This is a genomic window from Pantoea agglomerans (genome assembly GCF_021397715.1).
Classification (GTDB): domain Bacteria; phylum Pseudomonadota; class Gammaproteobacteria; order Enterobacterales; family Enterobacteriaceae; genus Pantoea; species Pantoea astica.
The window spans coordinates 1,591,937-1,611,929 of sequence record NZ_CP090207.1 but is presented as its reverse complement, the minus strand read 5'-3'; the positions used below and the strand labels follow the sequence as shown (position 1 = coordinate 1,611,929).

Annotated in this window: 16 protein-coding genes and 2 pseudogenes; 9 read left to right on the top strand and 9 right to left on the bottom strand. The window is 49.3% G+C overall.

What is annotated here, in order from left to right; translation table 11 throughout:
- Nucleotides 1–20: 20 nt before the first annotated feature.
- Both LZU96_RS07520 and LZU96_RS07515 read right to left on the bottom strand, forming a co-directional pair.
- Nucleotides 21–1,040: a DUF4917 family protein gene (locus LZU96_RS07520; RefSeq protein WP_233987712.1), complete on the bottom strand. Its 1,020-nt coding sequence runs from the start codon at nucleotides 1,038–1,040 to the stop codon at nucleotides 21–23.
- A gap of 128 nt (nucleotides 1,041–1,168) precedes the next feature.
- Nucleotides 1,169–1,508 (bottom strand): annotated as a pseudogene (locus LZU96_RS07515) (IS630 family transposase); the annotation flags it as partial.
- 934 nt (nucleotides 1,509–2,442) lie between these two features.
- On the opposite strand from LZU96_RS07515, the gene LZU96_RS07510 reads away from it, so the two are divergent.
- The gene (locus LZU96_RS07510; RefSeq protein WP_233987711.1) at nucleotides 2,443–4,689 is read left to right on the top strand and encodes a retron Eco8 family effector endonuclease; all 2,247 of its coding nucleotides are present in this window, start codon (nucleotides 2,443–2,445) and stop codon (nucleotides 4,687–4,689) included.
- A 114-nt stretch (nucleotides 4,690–4,803) separates the two neighbouring features.
- On the top strand, nucleotides 4,804–5,904 hold the full coding sequence (locus LZU96_RS07505; protein ID WP_233987710.1) for a reverse transcriptase domain-containing protein: 1,101 nt from the start codon (nucleotides 4,804–4,806) through the stop codon (nucleotides 5,902–5,904).
- A 350-nt stretch (nucleotides 5,905–6,254) separates the two neighbouring features.
- Here the strand turns inward: LZU96_RS07505 and LZU96_RS07500 are convergent.
- Nucleotides 6,255–6,568: pseudogene (locus tag LZU96_RS07500) on the bottom strand (zincin-like metallopeptidase domain-containing protein); the annotation flags it as partial.
- Nucleotides 6,569–6,837: 269 nt separating this feature from the next.
- Between LZU96_RS07500 and LZU96_RS07495 the strand changes: the two are divergent.
- Nucleotides 6,838–8,088 carry an MFS transporter gene (locus tag LZU96_RS07495; protein WP_233987709.1) on the top strand — a complete coding sequence of 417 codons (1,251 nt, stop codon included), beginning with the start codon at nucleotides 6,838–6,840 and terminating at the stop codon, nucleotides 8,086–8,088.
- Between the two features lie 245 nt (nucleotides 8,089–8,333).
- On the opposite strand, the gene LZU96_RS07490 is transcribed toward LZU96_RS07495, so the two are convergent.
- The 6 genes from LZU96_RS07490 to LZU96_RS07465 all read right to left on the bottom strand — a co-directional run bounded on the left by LZU96_RS07490 (nucleotide 8,334) and on the right by LZU96_RS07465 (nucleotide 14,327).
- Entirely contained in the window at nucleotides 8,334–8,672 is a 339-nt protein-coding gene (locus LZU96_RS07490; RefSeq protein ID WP_233987708.1) for a hypothetical protein, read from the bottom strand.
- A gap of 49 nt (nucleotides 8,673–8,721) precedes the next feature.
- Nucleotides 8,722–9,261, bottom strand: a complete 540-nt coding sequence (locus LZU96_RS07485; protein ID WP_233987707.1) for a hypothetical protein — start codon at nucleotides 9,259–9,261, stop codon at nucleotides 8,722–8,724.
- Nucleotides 9,262–9,698: 437 nt separating this feature from the next.
- On the bottom strand, nucleotides 9,699–10,688 hold the full coding sequence (locus tag LZU96_RS07480) for an isopenicillin N synthase family dioxygenase (RefSeq protein ID WP_233987706.1): 990 nt from the start codon (nucleotides 10,686–10,688) through the stop codon (nucleotides 9,699–9,701).
- A 25-nt stretch (nucleotides 10,689–10,713) separates the two neighbouring features.
- On the bottom strand, nucleotides 10,714–12,141 hold the full coding sequence (locus LZU96_RS07475; RefSeq protein WP_233987705.1) for an amidohydrolase family protein: 1,428 nt from the start codon (nucleotides 12,139–12,141) through the stop codon (nucleotides 10,714–10,716).
- 11 nt (nucleotides 12,142–12,152) lie between these two features.
- Nucleotides 12,153–13,142, bottom strand: a complete 990-nt coding sequence (locus LZU96_RS07470) for an ABC transporter substrate-binding protein (protein ID WP_233987704.1) — start codon at nucleotides 13,140–13,142, stop codon at nucleotides 12,153–12,155.
- Nucleotides 13,143–13,403: 261 nt separating this feature from the next.
- The gene (locus LZU96_RS07465) at nucleotides 13,404–14,327 is read right to left on the bottom strand and encodes a LysR family transcriptional regulator (protein ID WP_233987703.1); all 924 of its coding nucleotides are present in this window, start codon (nucleotides 14,325–14,327) and stop codon (nucleotides 13,404–13,406) included.
- 212 nt (nucleotides 14,328–14,539) lie between these two features.
- On the opposite strand from LZU96_RS07465, the gene LZU96_RS07460 reads away from it, so the two are divergent.
- Genes LZU96_RS07460 through LZU96_RS07435 form a run of 6 tightly spaced genes read left to right on the top strand, consistent with a single transcriptional unit; the run spans nucleotide 14,540 to nucleotide 19,990 of the window.
- Nucleotides 14,540–15,514 carry a PDR/VanB family oxidoreductase gene (locus tag LZU96_RS07460; protein WP_233987702.1) on the top strand — a complete coding sequence of 325 codons (975 nt, stop codon included), beginning with the start codon at nucleotides 14,540–14,542 and terminating at the stop codon, nucleotides 15,512–15,514.
- A gap of 20 nt (nucleotides 15,515–15,534) precedes the next feature.
- Entirely contained in the window at nucleotides 15,535–16,815 is a 1,281-nt protein-coding gene (locus LZU96_RS07455) for a cytosine deaminase (RefSeq protein ID WP_233987701.1), read from the top strand.
- The gene (locus LZU96_RS07450; protein WP_233987700.1) at nucleotides 16,805–17,266 is read left to right on the top strand and encodes a RidA family protein; all 462 of its coding nucleotides are present in this window, start codon (nucleotides 16,805–16,807) and stop codon (nucleotides 17,264–17,266) included. The genes LZU96_RS07455 and LZU96_RS07450 overlap by 11 nt, the downstream gene beginning before the upstream one ends.
- A 21-nt stretch (nucleotides 17,267–17,287) precedes the next feature.
- Entirely contained in the window at nucleotides 17,288–18,169 is an 882-nt protein-coding gene (locus LZU96_RS07445; protein ID WP_233987699.1) for a creatininase family protein, read from the top strand.
- A gap of 13 nt (nucleotides 18,170–18,182) precedes the next feature.
- Nucleotides 18,183–19,166, top strand: coding sequence for an ABC transporter substrate-binding protein (locus LZU96_RS07440; protein WP_233987698.1), 984 nt, complete (start codon nucleotides 18,183–18,185; stop codon nucleotides 19,164–19,166).
- On the top strand, nucleotides 19,163–19,990 hold the full coding sequence (locus tag LZU96_RS07435; RefSeq protein ID WP_233987697.1) for an ABC transporter ATP-binding protein: 828 nt from the start codon (nucleotides 19,163–19,165) through the stop codon (nucleotides 19,988–19,990). Before LZU96_RS07440 ends, LZU96_RS07435 begins: the two co-directional genes overlap by 4 nt.
- The last annotated feature ends 3 nt before the right edge of the window (nucleotides 19,991–19,993 follow it).

Below are 19,993 nucleotides of genomic sequence, written 5' to 3'. Positions count from 1 at the left end.
ACGTTAATCCTGCGAGTTGTCTAAAATCGGGGCAAAATTGGCAGCACCGGATGAACCCAACATCCAGGACTTTCGCTGTCAAAAAAATCAACACGAACAGGCCCTAGATCGTCCTGAATAACCTGATACGCATGGTTGCAATAGACCTGATTCCAACGATGAACGGAAACCGCTACACGTTGGATGCCGGTTCCGCGCATCCGCTTGAGAATATGCCGGTCATGTTCTCCAAGCCCCCAACCAAGTATCGTTAAGGAGGGTCGCTGCGACGTTAGTACCTCCCGGTACACGGTGGACAGATAGTAGCTATTCTGGATAGAAGATACTTTCTGCTGCATCGTTCCTTCGCTAACAAACAGCGGCACCGCTTGCTCGCTGCGCCACTCTTCAAGAATTGCCTCCAGCAAGCCTTCTCCAGCGTTGTGGATCTTGAACTCCTGCTCCACAACATTTCTGCACAGGGCCAAGCTTCCATGCGGGTAGAAAACCAAGGTGTTAGTACGCTCTCTAAAAGTATCACGAAATCTCCACCAAGCATCGTCGAAGATGCCGTTCCACAAGAAACAATCCTTGAATAAATGACCATCTTGGATGTCGAATCCATAGGTCATCGTCCAGTAGATCAACAAGTCGTAATTCAACGATAAAACGGTATCGAACCCTTTGAGGAACTGGTACATATTAGGCAATTTATCGCTAACTTGCTCATATTCAGGGTGTACATCACGAACGGCCTGAATCAAACAATTTCTGACATTCAGGTAGGCTTGATGTGTGCGATTGTCTGGTATTTGAAGTGATCTGTTTACGTTGGATGCCTGCCAAACTAGCCGAAGAATCATCTCGAAATCGGATGTTCTGAAAAATTGGAAGAGTCGATTCACATCATGTGTAAGCAGACCTGCCCTGTGGGCGTAAGCCAGTAGAGAACCGTAGTCAAGGTACGGTGAAACAGCAATGCTTGCACCATTACCCAACAATATCGTATTCCGATGATAGTTAGGTGCAATTTGAGCCCAAGGCATAATAGCGTGTGGCATATCTTATTCTCTCTTTTTTCCTTGGCAGTTTATTATGAAATAGCACTGATGAGCCATTTTCCACTATTTTTTAAGGATAAATTTTTTTGGTCGAGTTTAAGGCCTTTCTGCACGTGTCGGCGCGGTACGCCACCGACGTAATGGACTTGCCTCATATCCGAATGCATCATACCGCCACATAATGTATTTGGTTCTGTCCCGGCGTCGTAATACGCTTCTGTTATCCTTTGCGCATCCAGTCTGCGCCAATTTTCGGATTCAGATCGATATCGGCTTCATCCAGATAAAATGCCGGCTGGTCCGTCCGCCTCTGGGCGACAGCCTATTAGATGGGGAGTGACTTTTCCTCATAATGCAGATCTTGGATTTTCAGTGTTGGCGAAGCTCTGGGCCAGATCATTCTGCCCGTCTCAAGTATCTATGTAATGTAGCGGGATGCAGTGACACGTTAAAGAGTCGGTTATCGACCTCTATGTCCACAACGTGAAGGGCTGGCAATAAAACCAACATTTTTATGAGAGCTGGTGCTGTATGCGCTGATATACTCGATTACATTGAAGTCTTCTACAACCTGGAACGGCACCACAGCCATCTAAGCCATTTCATCCCGAAGGCCTTCGAACAGGTCCAGTTATGAGGGCAGGAAATATCTACTATCGTGGGGGCAATCCACGATTTACCAGAAGCTGATATGGAAAATGGAAAGCACACAGGAGAAAAAATCTGCCTCTGTATAGCTGGACATGGTGCCCCTTGCTCCGCTGTGGTGAAATAGGTTGTAGTAGGATTAAGAGGTGTTAGTTCAGATCTAAGATGTTAGCCTGCTTTTAGCGACAAACAGAAGTAATATCATAGAGCGATTGGTTATTAGAAACATACACCGCCATCATTAAAATTTATTTTTGGATTAACATCGTAATTCGACCATATTTAATAATATCTCAATGATACGGAGCCCCCAAAAATGTACTATAGTAAATTCAAAATGGTCTTATAGTTTTGTTCATCCTTTATAGATAATAATAAAATAAAAAACTTTTCACTTTGAAGTTTTGCTTTTTTTAGTAATTATGTAGAACAACCACAAAGATACTATCGGAGTTATATATACAATCCAATATATATTAAAAATTCGGTTGAAATTATTAGCGATAATATGGTAAAATAATAAAGTTAACTATTATTATGTTCATGGCCATTAGCAATAAGGCCTATGGGCGGTAGCGTACTTATATAAAAATTAGTTGTTATATCTAACGTAAAAATCTCTCCCTCTCTTGCTAATAAGACTTATTTATAACAGAAGGGGTTCTATTCACCTATTAACTGAATTATTATTTCAAAAATCAATTAAGTTAATACTTATACACTTATGCATGATAATACCGCAGGGATATTACTTATGGGAATAAAAAGCATACGAATTAAAAACATACTCTCCTTTGATGACGTATATATTGATAGCTTTGAAGATTTTAATTTAATTATAGGTAGAAATAACTCTGGAAAATCAAATCTTTTAAAAGTATTTAAATACTTTTATGAAAAATTAGACGAGCAACGGAGCATTCCTCTTACTCTAAATTCGAATTACACGCCCTCTGGAATAATAACAATTACATATGATACAACCCGGATAAAGAAAATAGTAACCAGCACTAATAATAACTCTCGATTTCATAAACATATATACAACACTCTTTTTAAAGAACCAAATAAAAATAAATTCACCGCACTTTTCGCACCCGAAAGAAAAAAACAAAATAGCGAATATTCCTTAACACTTACAATATCAAATGATGACTCAATATCATGGTCTACGAAAGATAAAAAACTTTTATCCCTAATTAAAATTATCTTCCCTTTTTTTTATATAGACACACGTAGAATGGATTTATACAACTGGGAAGACATATGGAGAATAATAAGTAGCATTAATTCCTTCAACTTTCAAAAAATAAGCGAAGATGAAATCCTGAAATTTTTAGATGAAAATATTTCATCTCGAGATGGCGACTACAAAAAATACATCACTCGCATTACTGATGTAATTGACACAAAACCATACACCTATAAAGAGAAAGTAATTAATTATATTAAGATAGCATTGAAAGGTCATATTTTCACGAACTCAGGTGAAGATATCCTTCATCAGTCTGATGGAACAAATTCACATAAATATATTGAAACAATTATTAAGCTGCTCATTTCGTTATCACGAACCGAGTTCATAACACCTACCATATATATAGACGAACCCGAGATAGGACTACATCCAAAACTTGGCGAGCAATTTATTACAACAATTCACACAACTTATAATAGATATAAAAAAATCGTTCTCGAAAAGGAATCAGGAAAATACTCAACACCTTATCCTTGTTTAATTTTCAGTACTCATGCACCAAATATTTTAAAGCAAACTATTAAACTTTTTTCAACAGATCAGCAGATTTTTCATTTTTCTAAAAAGAATAAAAATTCCACAAAGATATCTAAATTAAATTCACAATATAGTGATTTGCGATTTATAAATATGTTTAGCGATAATGAAGCCAGACTTTTTTTCAGTGAGTATATTCTTTTCGTAGAAGGTTCCACTGAAATGGAAGTCTTCCAAAATAGTTCGTTAGCTAGAATTTATCCTGATTTAGGCAGGATTGACATATACGCCAGTGATGATGTTATGCTGAGAAATATAAACCCAACTTATTCTCAAGCAGCAATTCCTTTTTTAATTGTTAAAGATATAGACAAGGTAATTAAGTTTGACTATAAAAATGAAATGTTAAGTCTGGATGGTGATGTTTCTCTAGTTAATAAACTAATACGAAAAGGCAGTTTAAATTTTTATAACCCATCCTTAATAAAAAAAATTAACAGCGCAAAGGAAATAATAAGAGCGGATAAGTCTAAGAAGGAAATGTCGGTTGATGGCTTGTTTTTCAAAACATTTAGAATTGAAAATTTTGTGAGGGATTTCAATAAACTGTTAAAATCATTTAACCTTAATTATATGACAACTACAATAGAGGGTGCATTAATAAATGAGCATTCTTTAAAATACTTTTACAGATGGATTTGTCATATCGTTTTTAACCAGCTAGACGTCAATAATGAAAACCCTAAAAAAATGTTTGCTGGCTTAATGAGAACGTACAATCTTAAAGATGGAGCTATAAGTATATTAAATTCGGCTTTTGTTCTCTCAACTCATTTAAGTATATTAGATTCAGTGGAGCAAAAACTGGTATTCAAGGTTAAAAAAAGGGCTCTTTTTTTAATTAAAAAAAGCATTAAAGGAGATTTTAAAAACAATAAAGAAATTACAACCCTATTTAGACTTCTTTTTGGAGGGAAAACTGCCACACTTATAAGTTTAGAAATGAATCTGAAAAAGAGTTGTCAAAAAATAGGCCCATCTATTACAGCCACAATAAAGAAATATAAAAGCAATGAGCTTAAATTCTTACTCCCTTATACCACAAAAACTAGTGGCTGGGTTACCAGTTTTTTGGATTTTACGATAGCTAAGTTAGAGCAAGAAAATGCGGATAAGATAACCGAGAATTTACGCTTCCTTTTCCCTGAAATTATATCTATAATAGAGCAAGCTTCTTCTTCGATAGATATAGGGGAGTTTCACTGAACGATTGTCGTTCCTAGCCCCTGCAAACACTAGTTTGCCGCCGCCAATTGTCGCGATGGCCGCTTTAAGCCTCACGGGGTGTAAAGATGGTCTTGGTATCGGAGAAGAAGCTTTATGAAAGAAAAAATAAGCAAGATTGATAAAAATTTCTATACTGAAATTTTTATTAAAACATCATTTCAAAATGAATTCGAGGCAGGGGAAGTTATACCACCAATTGCCAAGAATCAAGTATCAATAATCAGTAACAAAAATAAAACATTCTATTCTTTAGCTCACTCATCCCCACACTACTCTATTCAAACCAGAATTGAAAAATTCTTACTTAAAAATATACCTTTAAGTGCATCGAGTTTTGCATTTAGGAAAGAGCGCTCATACTTGCATTATTTAGAGCCTCATACCCAAAATGTCAAATATTGTCATCTTGACATTGTTTCATTCTTTCATAGCATAGATGTAAATATTGTACGTGATACTTTTTCGGTATACTTTTCCGATGAGTTTTTGGTAAAAGAAAAACAATCCTTATTAGATGCATTCATGGCTAGTGTGACTCTGACTGCGGAATTAGACGGGGTCGAAAAAACATTCATTCCAATGGGGTTTAAATCTTCCCCATCAATATCTAATATTATTTTTAGAAAAATTGATATTTTAATACAAAAATTTTGTGATAAGAATAAAATTACTTATACACGATATGCAGATGATCTTTTGTTCTCAACAAAAAAAGAAAACAACATATTAAGCAGCACTTTTTTTATAAATGAGATTGCATCCATTCTCTCCATTAATAAATTCAAGTTGAATAAGTCGAAGTATTTATATAAAGAAGGGGCTATTTCTTTAGGTGGGTATGTCATTGAAAATATTTTAAAATATAACAGCAGTGGAAATATTAGGTTGTCGTCTTCAAAATTAAACCCCTTATATAAATCACTATATGAAATCAAGAAAGGTAGCTCTTCAAAGCATATATGCATTAAAGTATTTAACCTAAAACTCAAAAGATTTACATATGAAAAAAATAAAGAAAAATTTGAAGCCAAGTTCTACTCATCGCAACTGAAAAATAAACTCTTGGGATATCGTTCTTATCTGCTTTCCTTCGTATTATTTCATAATAAATACAAATGCATTAATCCTATTTTTTTAGAGAAATGCGTATTTCTTATAAGTGAAATTGAAGCTATAATGAACAGGAAGTTTTAACAAACAGCAAGAACTTATTAACGCTACCTATGTCATAATTAAAAATCTCATACCATAATAATCAGCCATAATGATCATTGTGGCCATAATGTTAATAATATTCGACTAATTTTTTATATCAATTTAGCTCCGTGAATTCACAGAGCAATACATCCACGTGATCTACAGTACAGCGTTTAATAGTGGTCATTCTGGTGGTCTTGACAGACTAGTAATTCAGGTTTAGCTTACTTATTAGCCAGTTACTGACAAAGGCGATCCCAGTCAGAGGAGCCAAATTTGAGAAGCCCGCTCAGGGAAACCTGAGCGGGCTTTTTGCGCTTGTAGTTATTAAATATCTCACCGAAACATTTACCCATCGAATAATAATGCGCTTTGGACGCTGCACTCGCGGCCTTGAAGATATAGCGCTTGTCATTCTTCAGTGCTTTCAGCCAGGAAGCAATATCGCTTTCATGCTGCACCTCTCCAGCTATCCCCCGATCCGCCATCAGGTACGCGCTTCCCGGCTCGGCGATCAACTCCTCAAAAGCCTGACTCGCACTGCCAAACTTCCCTTTCATTTCACGATTCAGGCGGCTTTTGCCCCAGTCCAGTGAACCCGCTCATGCAGACCGGTGGCGTGAAAATTGGCCGCATCAGTAAAAAGGTAACGCTCCGGCAACCCTGTAAACATCCCGTAAAACCCGGCTACGTGATTTTAGATATCTTTCATTAACGTGTCGTGATGTTCGCGAAGTCAGCTCCTGGCACGAGGCGGACTGACATACAGGCCAATATCCATGAGGAGTGAGGAGTGAGGAGTGAGGAGCGGAAGTTATTTCTCTGCTTACCTAAACGACATAATGCAGTGTAACTCTCAGATCATGCTAAAGTATTAGCAAAAGACAGGCGTTCTAAAATAAATCCTCTTATCCAGAAGCCATTTTTACAATGAAAACATTTACTAAAAAAGTTAGCGTTTTTCACTTCAGTCCTTTTCGTTATCTGTTTGCTGCTCGCCTTCTTACCGTTTTGGGCAATGGTATTGCACCGATTGCATTAGCGTTCGCAGTGCTTGATATTGGCGGATCGGTATCTGATTTAGGTCTCGTTGTTGCGTCCCGCTCAATTTTTAACGTTTTATTCTTGTTGATCGGGGGCGTATTAGCGGACCGCTACTCTCGTAACCAGGTATTGGTATCCTCTTCTGTTATTGCGGCAGTTTCACAAGCTATTGTCGCATGGTCTGTGTTGGACGGTTCAGCAACTGTGATGAGTCTGGCATTACTTGGAACTTTGAATGGAGCAGCAGCTGGCATCGCGTTACCTGCATCCTCAGCGCTAGTCCCTCAAACTGTTCCAGTGCAGAATTTGCGAGCAGCGAATGCATTAATTCAGCTTGGTATTTATGGCGGTACGATTATCGGCACTTCGCTTGGTGGGATGCTAATCAGTTCTGTCGGACCCGGTTGGGGACTGGCAATTGATGCGATAGGTTTTGCAGCCTCTGCACCGCTTTATTTCTTAATTCGTATTACATCAATCAAAGCATGCCCACCATCAGGTAATATCCTGCAGGACTTAAAAGAAGGATGGGAAGAATTCACAAGCCGAGCCTGGGTATGGGCAATTGTGGTCCAATTCACCATTATCAATGCAGCATTTAGTGGCGTCATGATGGTACTTGGCCCTGTGATTGCTGATGCTTCTTTTGGGCGAGCTAATTGGGGAATTATGGTTGCTGCGCAAAGCGTTGGCCTTATGACAGGTTCATTCTTCGCCCTAAGATGGCGTCCACGACGCGATCTTTTTATTGGTGCAATGCTAGTATCACTATGCTCACTGCCAATTTTTATGCTTAGTCAACCTGCTTCTGCAACGTGGCTTATTGCAGCTTTTTTTATTGCTGGTGCAACGTTCGGTCTATTCGGAGTCTCATGGGCTCATTCACTACAAACTCATATTCCTCAGGAAAAATTGGCTCGCGTGTACGCCTATGACGCTGTAGGTTCGTTTGTGGCCATTCCCTTAGGTGAACTGGTCGCTGGGCCGCTGGCAATTCATTATGGCAGGAGTAATGTGCTTCTGGTTTCAGCGATAGCAGTAGTCATAGCAACTTTAGGCACCTGCCTGGTCCCTGCGATTAGACAGCTCGACAATTGTTCACAGGTGAATTCGAAAAAAGCCACGAGCTCCTCATGACAATATTCAAAAAATTACAAAATATGAAATGTAAATTATTGCTTGAGACTCTATAAAACGATGGAAAATCCCCAGGGGATTAGTGTTCCCTGAACGCTTAAATCTCCGTTTTTGGCACACAGCGGTTGAGCTAACGAATCGGAAGGTCCGCTGTGAGCGAAAAGCGGACATCAGTAAGTCCGCGTTGTATCAAGTAGAGGGTAGCAGGTCAATTGCTATGATGGAGACGCCTCTGGTTGGGGTGTTTAAAAAAATACCCCTTTAGGATCATCACCTTTTTGAAGGTGAGGACTCTGCTCATCAAGTTTATAATTAATCAGATGACCATCCTCGGTAAAAGATAAAGTAAGAATTTGTTCATGACCGAGTATTTTCGGCGAAAGCGGAACTATTACGAGTCTGCTTTGTTGACTCCAGATATAGCGCCAGCTCAGGGCTTCACTGAAGTTTTCAGGAAAATTGGGTGGCCCAAAACGGTTCAGGACTTCCCGTTTAGTTGTTTTTCCAGCAATTAACCAACTGCTAAGAGGTTTTTTTTCAGAAAATGTCTCCGGAAGATTATGTGAGCGCACGCCTCCAGACATACAGCCCTGCACGAAAGGTAAAGCCAACATTAAAGTATAAATGATTAATTTAATTGAATTTGGTCGCAAAGTAATCCTCTTTCTTAAACGGTTTAGCTTTAAGGATTTTCACTCCTGTAGCTGGATCGGTTACAATTTCACTAAAGTGGAAAACACATTTAGTAAACTGTTCATGTGCATCAAAATTCACGTCGTAATCTTTTCCAGCCTCAAGATTAACTAACGCTGACATTGAGCAGCTTCCCTGATCGGTATTGTCTGTAAGAATATGGAAAATAGCCTGACCTGGTTTTGCATATACTTCAAAATAATAATTCTTATAATCATTCTGGCGATAACTTATCTTAGGCATACCAATATCTCGGGTGTCATTATAATGACCAAATGAAGTATGCGGCACTAACTGTTGATATTCTCTGTTCTCTTTAGTCGATATCGATGTGCCGGTTACATTCCCAACAAAACGGATTCGAGCCAGATTGCTTTTTTCACCGACGGGGTCTTTATAAAGCGGCGCGGAATAATTAAAGGCTGAGCAGCCACTTAATAAAGAGATACTCAGGATAGTAAATGATAAATATTTTTTCATTATAATAGAAACCCGGAATTAATTTACCTGGAACTATCGGCAAAAACAGCCAATATTTTAATTGTTTCTGCCTATTGCTTTTTATGTTATCTGAGCCTCAGGCTTTCAATCGTTTGCCAAAGAGAACCGTGGTCAACCTTAAGCAAGTCACACAAGAGAACCGATCCGGAAGCAAAGAGACATCTTGCGCTGTGGACTGTTCGAGGTGACCTGCTTCCCGCACATCAACTTAACATGAAGTTAGCAGCGTCCGCTTCTGGCACAGAGCAGACCGTCAGAGCTCTTTGGACACCCTCTCGCTTCGAGCCGACTTTTAGATGCTTGTTCTGGATACCCGTCTTTTGCAGAGAACCTCGTGGCACGATCAGCGATGAAGCGAAGTTTTTAAAAAAGCCCGCTCAGGGAAACCTGAGCGGGCTTTTTGCTGCTATTTCGCTTTACCCTTTGGCAAAGTTCGCCTGGATACGCTGTTGCAGATAATCTTCAGCGCTGATCGCCGGATACTTCGCCTGCGGGCCGAGGATCTCGACATCTTTATTCGCCTGACAGAAGAACGCCAGGCTATAGCGCGCGCCCTGATATTCTCCTGGCAGCGGGCTTCTCACCCGATGGAAGTTTGACGGCAGCTGGTCGTCACTCCAGCGCATCAGCATGTCGCCAATATTGCAGGTGATCACCTCTTCACGCGGTTCAATACTGGTCCACTGCTGGCTTTCGCGATCCTTGCCAGGGCACACCTGCAGGCCGCCCTGACCGGGGCGCTGGAACAGCAGCGTCAGGCAGTCGAAATCGGTATGCGCACCGGCACGCCACATTCCCTGCTCCGACTGTTCGGTCGCATAGTAGTGCAGCATCCGCAGCGTGCTCTGGTAGGTGTTCCGATCGGGATTGTGCGCCTGCTCGAAGAAGTGCTCAGGAAAACCGAGCTTGAGTGCAAAGCAGGAGAGCAATTTCATCCCCAGTTGCCAGCACTGTGATTCGAAGCTCAGCATGGTCTGCTTAAAGGCGGGCAACTCCTGCTCGGTCGGCCACAGCGAATCCATTAAGGGACGGGTAATCTGATAGGACTCCTTCTGATCCGGGGTTTTGGTCGAAGGACGGACCTGCGACTTATTTTCCCAGCCGGCGTTACGCGCCAGCGGATAGCGGGCTTTGACCGCATCCGGCAGTGAGAAGAAATCTTCCGTCATGCTGAACGCCTGACGGATATCGTCGAGAGCGATACCGTGATTGCTGACCTGGAAGAAACCGATCTCCACCGCGGCCTGCCACAGTTCATCGGCAATCTCAGGTTTACGCTGTTCAAAATCTGACAGGTCGATGCAGCGGACCTCGCGGGCAAAGGTCTCTTCACCCATTGCGCCCATCGCCGCTTCTTTTTCCAGTTCCTGCAGTGCGTAGCCTTGTGTCTGGGTTGATTGTGTCATTATTTTTTTCCTTTACAGAAGAGGGTTAACCGGCGGCACGCTGTTGCAGGGTGCGGACGGCTGACATTGCCTGATGGCGCATGGCGTCGAGATCGAGGCCAGGGATGTGATCGTTTTCGACAATCACCCGGCCATTGATCATCAGTGCCCTGAGTGAAGCCCGACCGCCGCAGGCCACCGGGCCAATCGCCATGTCGTGCAGGCCGAAGTAGCGCGGGTCGTCCAGCCGGTAAATGGCGATATCAGCCAGCATCCCGACCTGCACGGTGCCGCTCTGTTGCAGGCCGAGGATCTGCGCGCCGCCAGCGCTGCCCCAGCGCACCACATCTTCAATGGTGGCCGCATCGCCGCCGCCTTCAAACGTTCCGCCGTCATAGCGTGGCGTGGCAAACATGCCTTTTCGGGCGCGCTGCAACAGCCAGGCCGCATGGGCTTCACTCTGCATATCTGCCGCTTCGTTCGATGCTGCACCGTCCACGCCCAGCGAAACCGGGACGCCCGCCTGCTCCAGCGCCAGCAGATCGGCAATGCCGCTGCCGAGACGGCCATTACTTTGCGGGCAGTGCGCAATCCCGGTCCGGCTGTCACCCAGCAGCGTGATCTCCTGCGGCAACAGCTTCACCAGATGCGCAAACCAGACGTCATCACCCAGCCAGTCGTGTTCGGCGCAAAACTGCACCGGCGTCATATTGAAGCGATCGCGCGCCGTATCCAGATAATCCACCGTTTCCGACAGATGACTGTGCAGCCGGATACCGAGCTGGCGCGCCAGCCCGGCCATTTCGCGCAGCTGCGCGCCGGGAGCCGAATGCAATAGCGTGGTCGGAGCCATCACCACCCGCCGCAGCGAGGCTGGTCGCGGATCGTGGTAGCGCGCCACCAGCCGTTCGATATCAGCCATGTAGTGGCCGAAATTCTCCGGGCGCAGCGCCTGTGGCAGATCCTGCTCAATGGTCCGCCCCTGCGTTGCGCCGCCGCGGCACAGCACAATGCGCATCCCCAGCGCCTCGCCTTCACTGAACAGAATCTCTGAGGGATCAAACGGCATATCCGGCCAGTAGAGATAGTTATGATCGGCGACCGTGGCGCAGCCGGACCGCAGTAACTCAATCAGGCCGATACGCACCGCCAGCCGGAACGTCTGCTCGTCAAAGGTGGCGCGAAAGCGATAGGGCGTCGCGCTCAGCCAGGCGGTCAGGCTTTTGTTCAGCCCCTGCGGCTCACCTTTGAGCAATGACTGAAACAGGTGGTGATGGGTATTGACCCAGGCGGGATAGACCACGCAGTCGCGGGCATCGATCAGCCGCTCGTCCGGCAAGGCGCTCAGCGAGCCAATGGCTTCGATCACGCCCTCACGGACGCGGATATCGGGTCCGGCCTGGCGCGCCCGATCGCCCGGCAGGCCAGTCAGAATGGCGTGCGCATTTTTAATCAGTAATGACTGAGATGACATCGCATCACTCCTCACGGTTTAACCTGCATCTGCTGAACAAACTCGGTGGTGTACGCCTGTTTCCAGTCGGTATCCGCCTTCAGCAGGCTGGCTTTCACCATGAAATCCCGGGTTTTCTGCCAGCGCTCCTGTGTCATGGTGCCCCAGCCGGCTGTCGCGGCATCGCCGCCGTCAATCAGATGGTGCTGTTTGATTTGCGTCACGCCCCAGGCCAGCAAATCATCGGTCATCTTCGGGTTATCTTTTTTAATCAGCGCATTGCCCGGTGCCGGGTTGTTCAGATAGCTCACCCAGCCCTCCATTGAGGCACGGACAAACTTCGCCATCGCCTCATTGCGGCTGCTGATCTGGTCTGGCCGGGTGATCAGAATGCCGCCGTAAGGGGGATAGCCGTGTTCGGAGAAAAGAAAGAAGTTCGATTTCACCCCGGCCTTCTGTGCCTGGAAAACCTCAGAGCTGACGTAAGCCTGCTGGGCCACATTCTGATCGGCAATGAACGGCTGAATATTGAAGGTGTAGGGACGTACCTGCCCATCACTGAGCTGATACTGCGCCTTGAGCCACGGCCACCAGGTGGATTGGCCGGAACTGGAAACCAGAATGGTTTTGTCTTTCAGGCCGTCAAGGGAGGTGACGGAGGCGTGGGTCAGTAGCCCCTGCGGATCGAACTGGAACGGGGCGGCAATGGCTTTCGCCTGAAAGCCGCGCTGTACCGCCTCCAGTAACTGCAGGTCATAACCGATGATCACGTCGGCCCGCTTTGATAACAGCAACTGCATACCGTTGATCTGCGGTCCGCCGGACTGAATGCTGACATCCAGCCCGTAGCGCTGATAAATGCCGGTCGCCTGCGCCTGATAGTAGCCGCCCTGCTCAGCCTGGGCGTACCAGGAAGTCAGCAAGGCGATTTTCTCTGCGGCACCCACCGGGAAGACAAATGCGCCAGAAATCAGCGTGCTCAGCACGCAGCCAGACAGGGGAATGCGGAATAGTAACTTCATTGCTCCTCTCCTAATCGTCACCGGAGAGAGGCTGAGCCAATGCGGCTCAGCCCCCAACCGGTTCAACATGAACCGCGAAATGGTGGCTGAGCAATGTCCCGCGCAGTTACCTGCACTGACCGCTTCTACTCACACTGAGTTATACAAAAAGGATGCCAGGTCAGCGGATCGGCGTGGATGGCGGCTGGCGCGGCGATCGGAGCCGGGCGCGCTGCAACCTTTGATTCATTAAGGAGCAGAGAGCACCATGCTGGTGCAGAGTCAGGATCGGTGATGGCCTGGAGTCTGGATCTGACTGAACAGCATTTCCAGCTGTTTAAGCATCATTGAGGCCGCCAGCGAGAGCTGCCTGGCCGGTGCGACGCACAGCGACAGGGTAAAGGTTTTGAGCTGCGGATCGGTCAGCGGAACAAACCGCAGTTCGTCGCTTTCCACCTCATCCATGATATCGAGCCAGCAGAGAATGCCGATGCCGATCTTCTCTTTAATCAGCGAGCGAATCATGTGGATATTATTCGATACCGCCACTTCTCTGATGCTGCCACCGTGGATGTTGATCAGCGCCTGCACCGGTTCCGCCAGCATCAGCGGCGCGGAAGGCAGGATAAACGGATAATCCATGCACTGATTAAATCGCACCCCGCTTTTGCTGGCGAGCGGATGTCCGCCCGGCACCACAATCCCAAGGTTAATTTCGGCAAACGCCCGCACCTGCAGTTCACGTGAGGTGTGCGGATTGAGCATCACGCCAAAATCAGCATCGCCTGAGATCAGCGCCTGCTGAATATCGACGTTATTCATGGTGGTCAGGGTGAAAGAGATATTCGGGTAGTCGAGATGCACCTGCCTGAGCATCGACGAGAAAAACTGCCGATTAATGGCGTCGATGGTGGCGATACGCACATGACCGCGGCGCAGACCACGCAGATCGTCAAGCTGTTCGCAGACCCGGGAAAAATCCTTTTTCCAGTTATTTGCCGCGTGCAACAACAGCTCACCGGCGGCGGTCAGCCGCAGGCCGCTGGGGTGGCGCTCAAACAGCGGCATCGCCAGCTCTTTCTCAACCCGCAGGATCTGCCGGTCGATGGAGGATGCCGCCACATGCAGGGTTTCGGAGGCCTTACGAAACGATCCCTGACGGGCGACTTCAGTGAAATAGAGCAAAAATCGGGAGAAGGCGAACATAGCGAGTGCTCTCTTTTATGCAACGGGATGTGCGAATCAAAGCGCTGGACGCAACAGTTTTATCACAATAACGTAGATTTCATTGCAACGGGAACGATTGTTTCATCGCCGGACAGGCAGATGCCGGGCAGCGAGCCGCTGTTTCGCTTCAGGTCAGTCGGCGAGTGCGTTTTCGTCCTTTTTATACAGGCCAGCTTAATGAAAAACGGTAAATGACGATGAAAGATGCCGGACTGATTCCTGTCACGATTAAATCTGTCGATATTAACGGTGTCGATAATCTTTCCCTGCAGCTTATTTCGCAGCACGGCGAAGCGTTACCGGCTTATTTACCCGGCGCGCACATTGACGTGATTATTCCGGATATCGGTCCGCGCCAGTATTCCCTTTGCAGCTACTCCCACAGCGGCGAATATTATGAAATCTGCGTCAGGCGGGCAGAACGTTCCAGCGGCGGTTCACATTATATTCATCATCATTTCCGGCCCGGCGATAAGCTGACGATTTCAGCGCCGCGTAATCACTTTCCGTTGCCCGAAGCGGGACGCTATCTGCTGTTTGCTGGCGGGATTGGTATTACGCCGCTGCTGACCATGGCGGAACAGATTGCCCGGCAAGGTATTGAATTTGAGCTGCATTATTATCTTTCTGCGCCACAACAGGCCGCGTTTGCTTCACGCTTATCAGCGCCCTTACTGGCCGACCAGGTTTATTTTCATTACAGCAGCGCCAGTGACTCCCTGCGTCACCTCACGCCGCCCTGTTTATCACAGCCTGACCCACAGACGCGAATAATCGCCTGCGGTCCGGATGGCTTTATTCAGCGCCTGCAACATCTTATGCAGCAGCATCACTGGCAGCCGCAACAATTATCTTTTGAGCGGTTCAGCAATGCGGCACTGAATAACAGCGCCAGCGATAACCCATTTTATATTCAGCTCAGCTCAACCGGCAGCCGTTATTTAGTTGGCCCGAATCAGACAATTGCTGAAGTCCTGTTAAGCGCCCGCGTCGATATTATGCTGTCGTGCGAACAGGGTATTTGTGGCTCCTGCATTACGGATGTTATCGACGGTATTCCCGATCATCGCGACTGTGTGCTGACTGCCGAAGAGAAAGCGGAAAATACGCAGATAACCTTGTGCTGCTCGCGATCCAGAACGCCGGTTCTGGTCCTCGATCTTTAATGCCACCCCGGAGCCTGAAGATGCCTGCTGCTTTCACTGACGCCCCGCTGAAAGGCATTGCCAATGTTCGTCTGCCCGCCTGGCTGCTGCCAGCGAACTGGCCGACGGAAGCGGGCGAGCCGCTGCTGGCGGATCTGCGCTTTAAGGATGGCAAGATTGCCGACCTGACGCCCGCCGGACGCGATCAGATTGGTCTGTGGGATCAGCACGGCGCGCTGGCGTTACCGGGGCTGATTGAACCGCACGCGCATCTCGATAAAACCTTTACTCTTGCCCGCAGTCGCCCGTCGAAACCGGGTCTGCTGGCCGCGATTGAGACCCTGCACCAGGATCGTCAGCACTGGACGCCGTCAGATTTGCAGCAGCGCGCCCGCAAGGCGATCGCATTAGCGACGGCTAACGGTGTCACCCGCTTACGCACCCATCTCGACTGGTTTGACGCTACCGCCCCGCTCGCCTGGACGGAACTGGCCGCGATAGCCTCGCCAACGATGCGGCTGGAACGGGTCGCACTGGTGCCGCTGGGCCTGTTCGCCGACCCTGAGGTCGCTGACCGCATCGCCCGCACCGTGGCGCAGAGCGGCCAGCATTGCCTGCTCGGCGGCTTTATCCACTCCTCAAACTGGGACCCGGCGGCGATGACTCACCTGATGCGCAGCGCCGCACGCTGGCATCTGGATCTCGATCTGCACATTGATGAAGAGCTGTCGCCCGTGGCCCAGGGTCTGAGCTGGCTGGCGCACTGGCTGGCTGAAAACAGCTTCAGCGGCCACATCTGTTGCAGTCACGGCTGCGCGCTGGCGTCCGGCAGTGAGCAGCAGGCGAGCCAGGTGTTACAACAGCTGGCGGCACAGCGCGTCACGCTGATTGCTCTGCCGATGACCAACCTGCTGTTGCAGGATGCCGTAACCGGGCGTACGCCGCGTCAGCGCGGCATCACTCTGCTGAAAGAGGCGCAGGCGGCTGGCGTTCCGCTGCTGATCGGCTGCGACAACGTTCAGGATGCCTTTTGTCCGGCAGGCAGTTATGACCCGCTGGATACCCTGAGCTGCGCCCTGTTCGCCCTGCAACTGAGCCACGTTTTTGACCACGCTTCACGGCTGATTTGTGATGTCGCCGCCCTGACCGGAGAACCTTCAGCCGTACCGCCGCTGTCACCCGGCAGCGACGCCACGCTGGTGCTGTTTCCCGGCAGCGACAGTGGCAGCTGGCCATTAAACAGTGCTGCCCGTCTGGTGATCCAGCGCGGCAGGCTGACCCATCAACGCACCTGGCAGCAGGAGAACCCCTATGAGTCTTGAAGAGGGCGCGGGCAAACCGCTCGCCCACTATGCCGCCTGGCGTCGGGCCGGCGATTTTGTCTTTCTCTCCGGCATCATTCCGGTTAACCCGCAGAGCGGCACTCTGGTACGCGGCTTTAAGGATATCCCGGCCGAAGTTCGCCAGTTAGTCGGCGAAACCGGCGAGTTCTCCACCGATGCCAGACAGGGACCGATCCTTGCGCAGAGCTGGTACGTGCTGGAAAGCATTCGCCACACCATCGAACAGGCGGGCGGGCAGATGAGTGATGTCTTCAAGCTGGTGCAGTACTTTCGCAATCTCGATCACTTTCCCTGTTACAGCCGGGTCAGAAAGCTGTTCTATGACGGCCAGCCTCCGGTTTCAACCGTGGTACAGGTCAGCGAAATGCTGCCCAGCGCCGAGGTACTGATTGAAGTGGAAGCCACCGCCTGGCTACCGCTCCCCCGATAATTTCCGATCACGAGGCACAGCATGATTAACGGTTATATTCCCGCAGCGCGATTTCTGCCTTTTCTCAGCTGGACGGCGATTGCTGCCCTGCCCGACAAAGCCAATACGGTGATTGTGCTGCCGACCGGCGCGATTGAGCAGCACGGTCCGCACCTGCCCTGTTCGGTCGACAGCGTGATCGCCTCCGGCGTGGCAGGCCATGCGCTGGCGCGGCTGCCCGCGTCGGTCCCGGCCTACGCCATTCCGCCAATCACCTACGGCAAGTCAGACGAACACCTGAACTTTCCCGGCACGCTGACCTTAACCGGCGACACCCTGCTGCAAACGGTGCTGGAAATTGCCGAATCGCTTTACCGCGCCGGTTTTCGCAAGCTGCTGATGATCAACGGTCACGGCGGACAGCCGCAGGTGTTGCAGATGGCGGCGCGGGAAATGCGCCTGCGTCATGGCGATATGATCGTGATCCCGCACGACGTGTTTCGGGTGCCGAATGTCGAAAACCAGTTCCTCAGCGCCGAGGAGCAGAAGATGGCGATGCACGCCGGTCACAGCGAAACCGCTGTGATGCTGGCGCTGGCGCCGGAGTGCGTCCACCTCGACCAGGCGGTTGCTAACTATCCGCCAGCATTTCCCTGCCCGACGCTCTCGTCAGGCCGACCGGCGGCTGCCTGGGCCGCCTACGATTTCGGACCGAGTGGCGTGATTGGCGATCCCACCGGCGCTACTGCCGAACAGGGCCACGCGATCCTCGATTCGCTGGCGGCAAGCTGGGCGCAGGCGATCACCGAAATCCACCAGATGAGCTGGAAAGTCCGCAGCGAACCCACCTGGGGAAAACAGCACTGGCACGGTTTTGTACAAACCACCTTTACGCCCCCTTCGTCTTCTTTTGTCTCTGAATAGTGGAGTGCTTACGATGAAACCTGGATGTCGATCGACTCTCTCTCTGCTGGCCCTGCTGCTGACCGGGGTTTCTGCCTCCGCGATGGCGGAAGAGAAGTTTACCTTCCTGACCAACTGGTATGCCCAGGCGGAGCACGGTGGCTTTTATCAGGCGCAGGCCGACGGGCTGTACAAAAAAGCCGGACTGGATGTCAGCATTAATATGGGCGGCCCGCAGGTCAACGTGATGCAGCTGATGGCGGCCGGACGCGCCGACTGTACGCTGGGCGATAACGGCCAGGCGCTGGAGACCTGGGAGGCTGGGGTTCATGCCGTTACGGTGGCGACGGTATTCCAGCATTCGCCGACGGTCTTTATCAGCCATGACAAGGTGGACCAGCCGCAGCAGCTCAGGGACAAAACCTTCCTGCTGGCAACCGAGGCCTATAACTCGTTCTGGCCGTGGGCCAAAAGCGAGCTGGGACTGGATAAAGTGAAAGTCCGGCCCTACACCTTCAGCGTTCAGCCTTTCCTCGCCGATAACAACCTGGTGCAGCAGGGTTACGTCACCTCCGAGCCGTTCTCGATTGCCAAAGGCGGCAAACCGTTTTACGTCTACATGCTCAGCGACTGGGGCTATCCGCCCTACGGTAACTCGATTATCTGCATGGCTGACACGGTGAAAAAACGACCGGTCGCCGTGGCCGCCTTCGTCAAAGCCTCGATGCAGGGCTGGAAAGCCTATCTGCAGGACCCGACCGCCGGCAATGCGCTGATCGCCAAAGATAACCCGCAGATGCGCGCCGACCAGATCGCCTTCGGCATCGCGCAGATGAAGAAATACCAGCTGGTTACCGGCGGTGACGCACAAACCGGCGGTATCGGCATCATCACCGAAGCTCGGCTGAAAAAGAGCTGGGAGATGCTGGTGAAAAACAAGCTGATCGACGCGGAGAAAGTGCCGTTCGACCAGACCTATAGCCTCGATATGATCAAAGACGCGAAGGTGATGCCATGAACACCGCCCCCAACCTGACCGTGATGCGCGATCGTCGTGCCGCCACGCCGCACGCAGAGCCGGCTATCGAAGTGTTGTCGGCAGAGAAAATTTACAGCAACGGCACCCGCGCGCTGCTGCCGGTCAATCTCACCATTCATCAGGGCGAATTTGTCACCCTGCTCGGTCCGTCGGGCTGTGGCAAAAGTACGCTGCTAAAAATGGTCGCCGGGCTGACCGAGCCCAGCGATGGCAAACTGGTGCTGTGGCGTCGCGATAGCCGGGAAAGCGCGCAGGTTCCGCTCTCCTTTGTGTTCCAGGAAGCCACGCTGATGCCGTGGAGCACAGTGCAAAACAACGTTCGTCTGCCGCTGGATCTGGCGGGCGTGCCGCGGGCCGAAGCCAATACCCGCGTCACCGAGGCGCTGGAACTGGTCGGGCTGGGTCAGTTTGCCCGGGTGCTGCCGCGCGAGCTCTCCGGCGGAATGCAGATGCGCGTCTCGATTGCCCGCGGGCTGGTCACGCGACCGAAACTGCTGCTGATGGATGAACCCTTTGGCGCGCTGGATGAAATCACCCGCAATAAACTCGACAGTGACCTGCTGCGGCTGTGGCGTGAACAGGGCCTGACGGTGGTGTTCGTCACCCACTCAATACATGAAGCGGTTTTTCTGTCGCAGCGGGTGATCATGATGGCAGCCCGGCCGGGCCGGGTGGTGGAGGATATCGCCATCAATGAGCCGTTCCCGCGCAGCGAAGATTTCCGCGTCAGTCCGGCTTTTTCACGTTACGCAAAGCAACTGCAGGACAGCCTGCTACAAGCCAGCCAATCGGGCGGGGAGTAATAC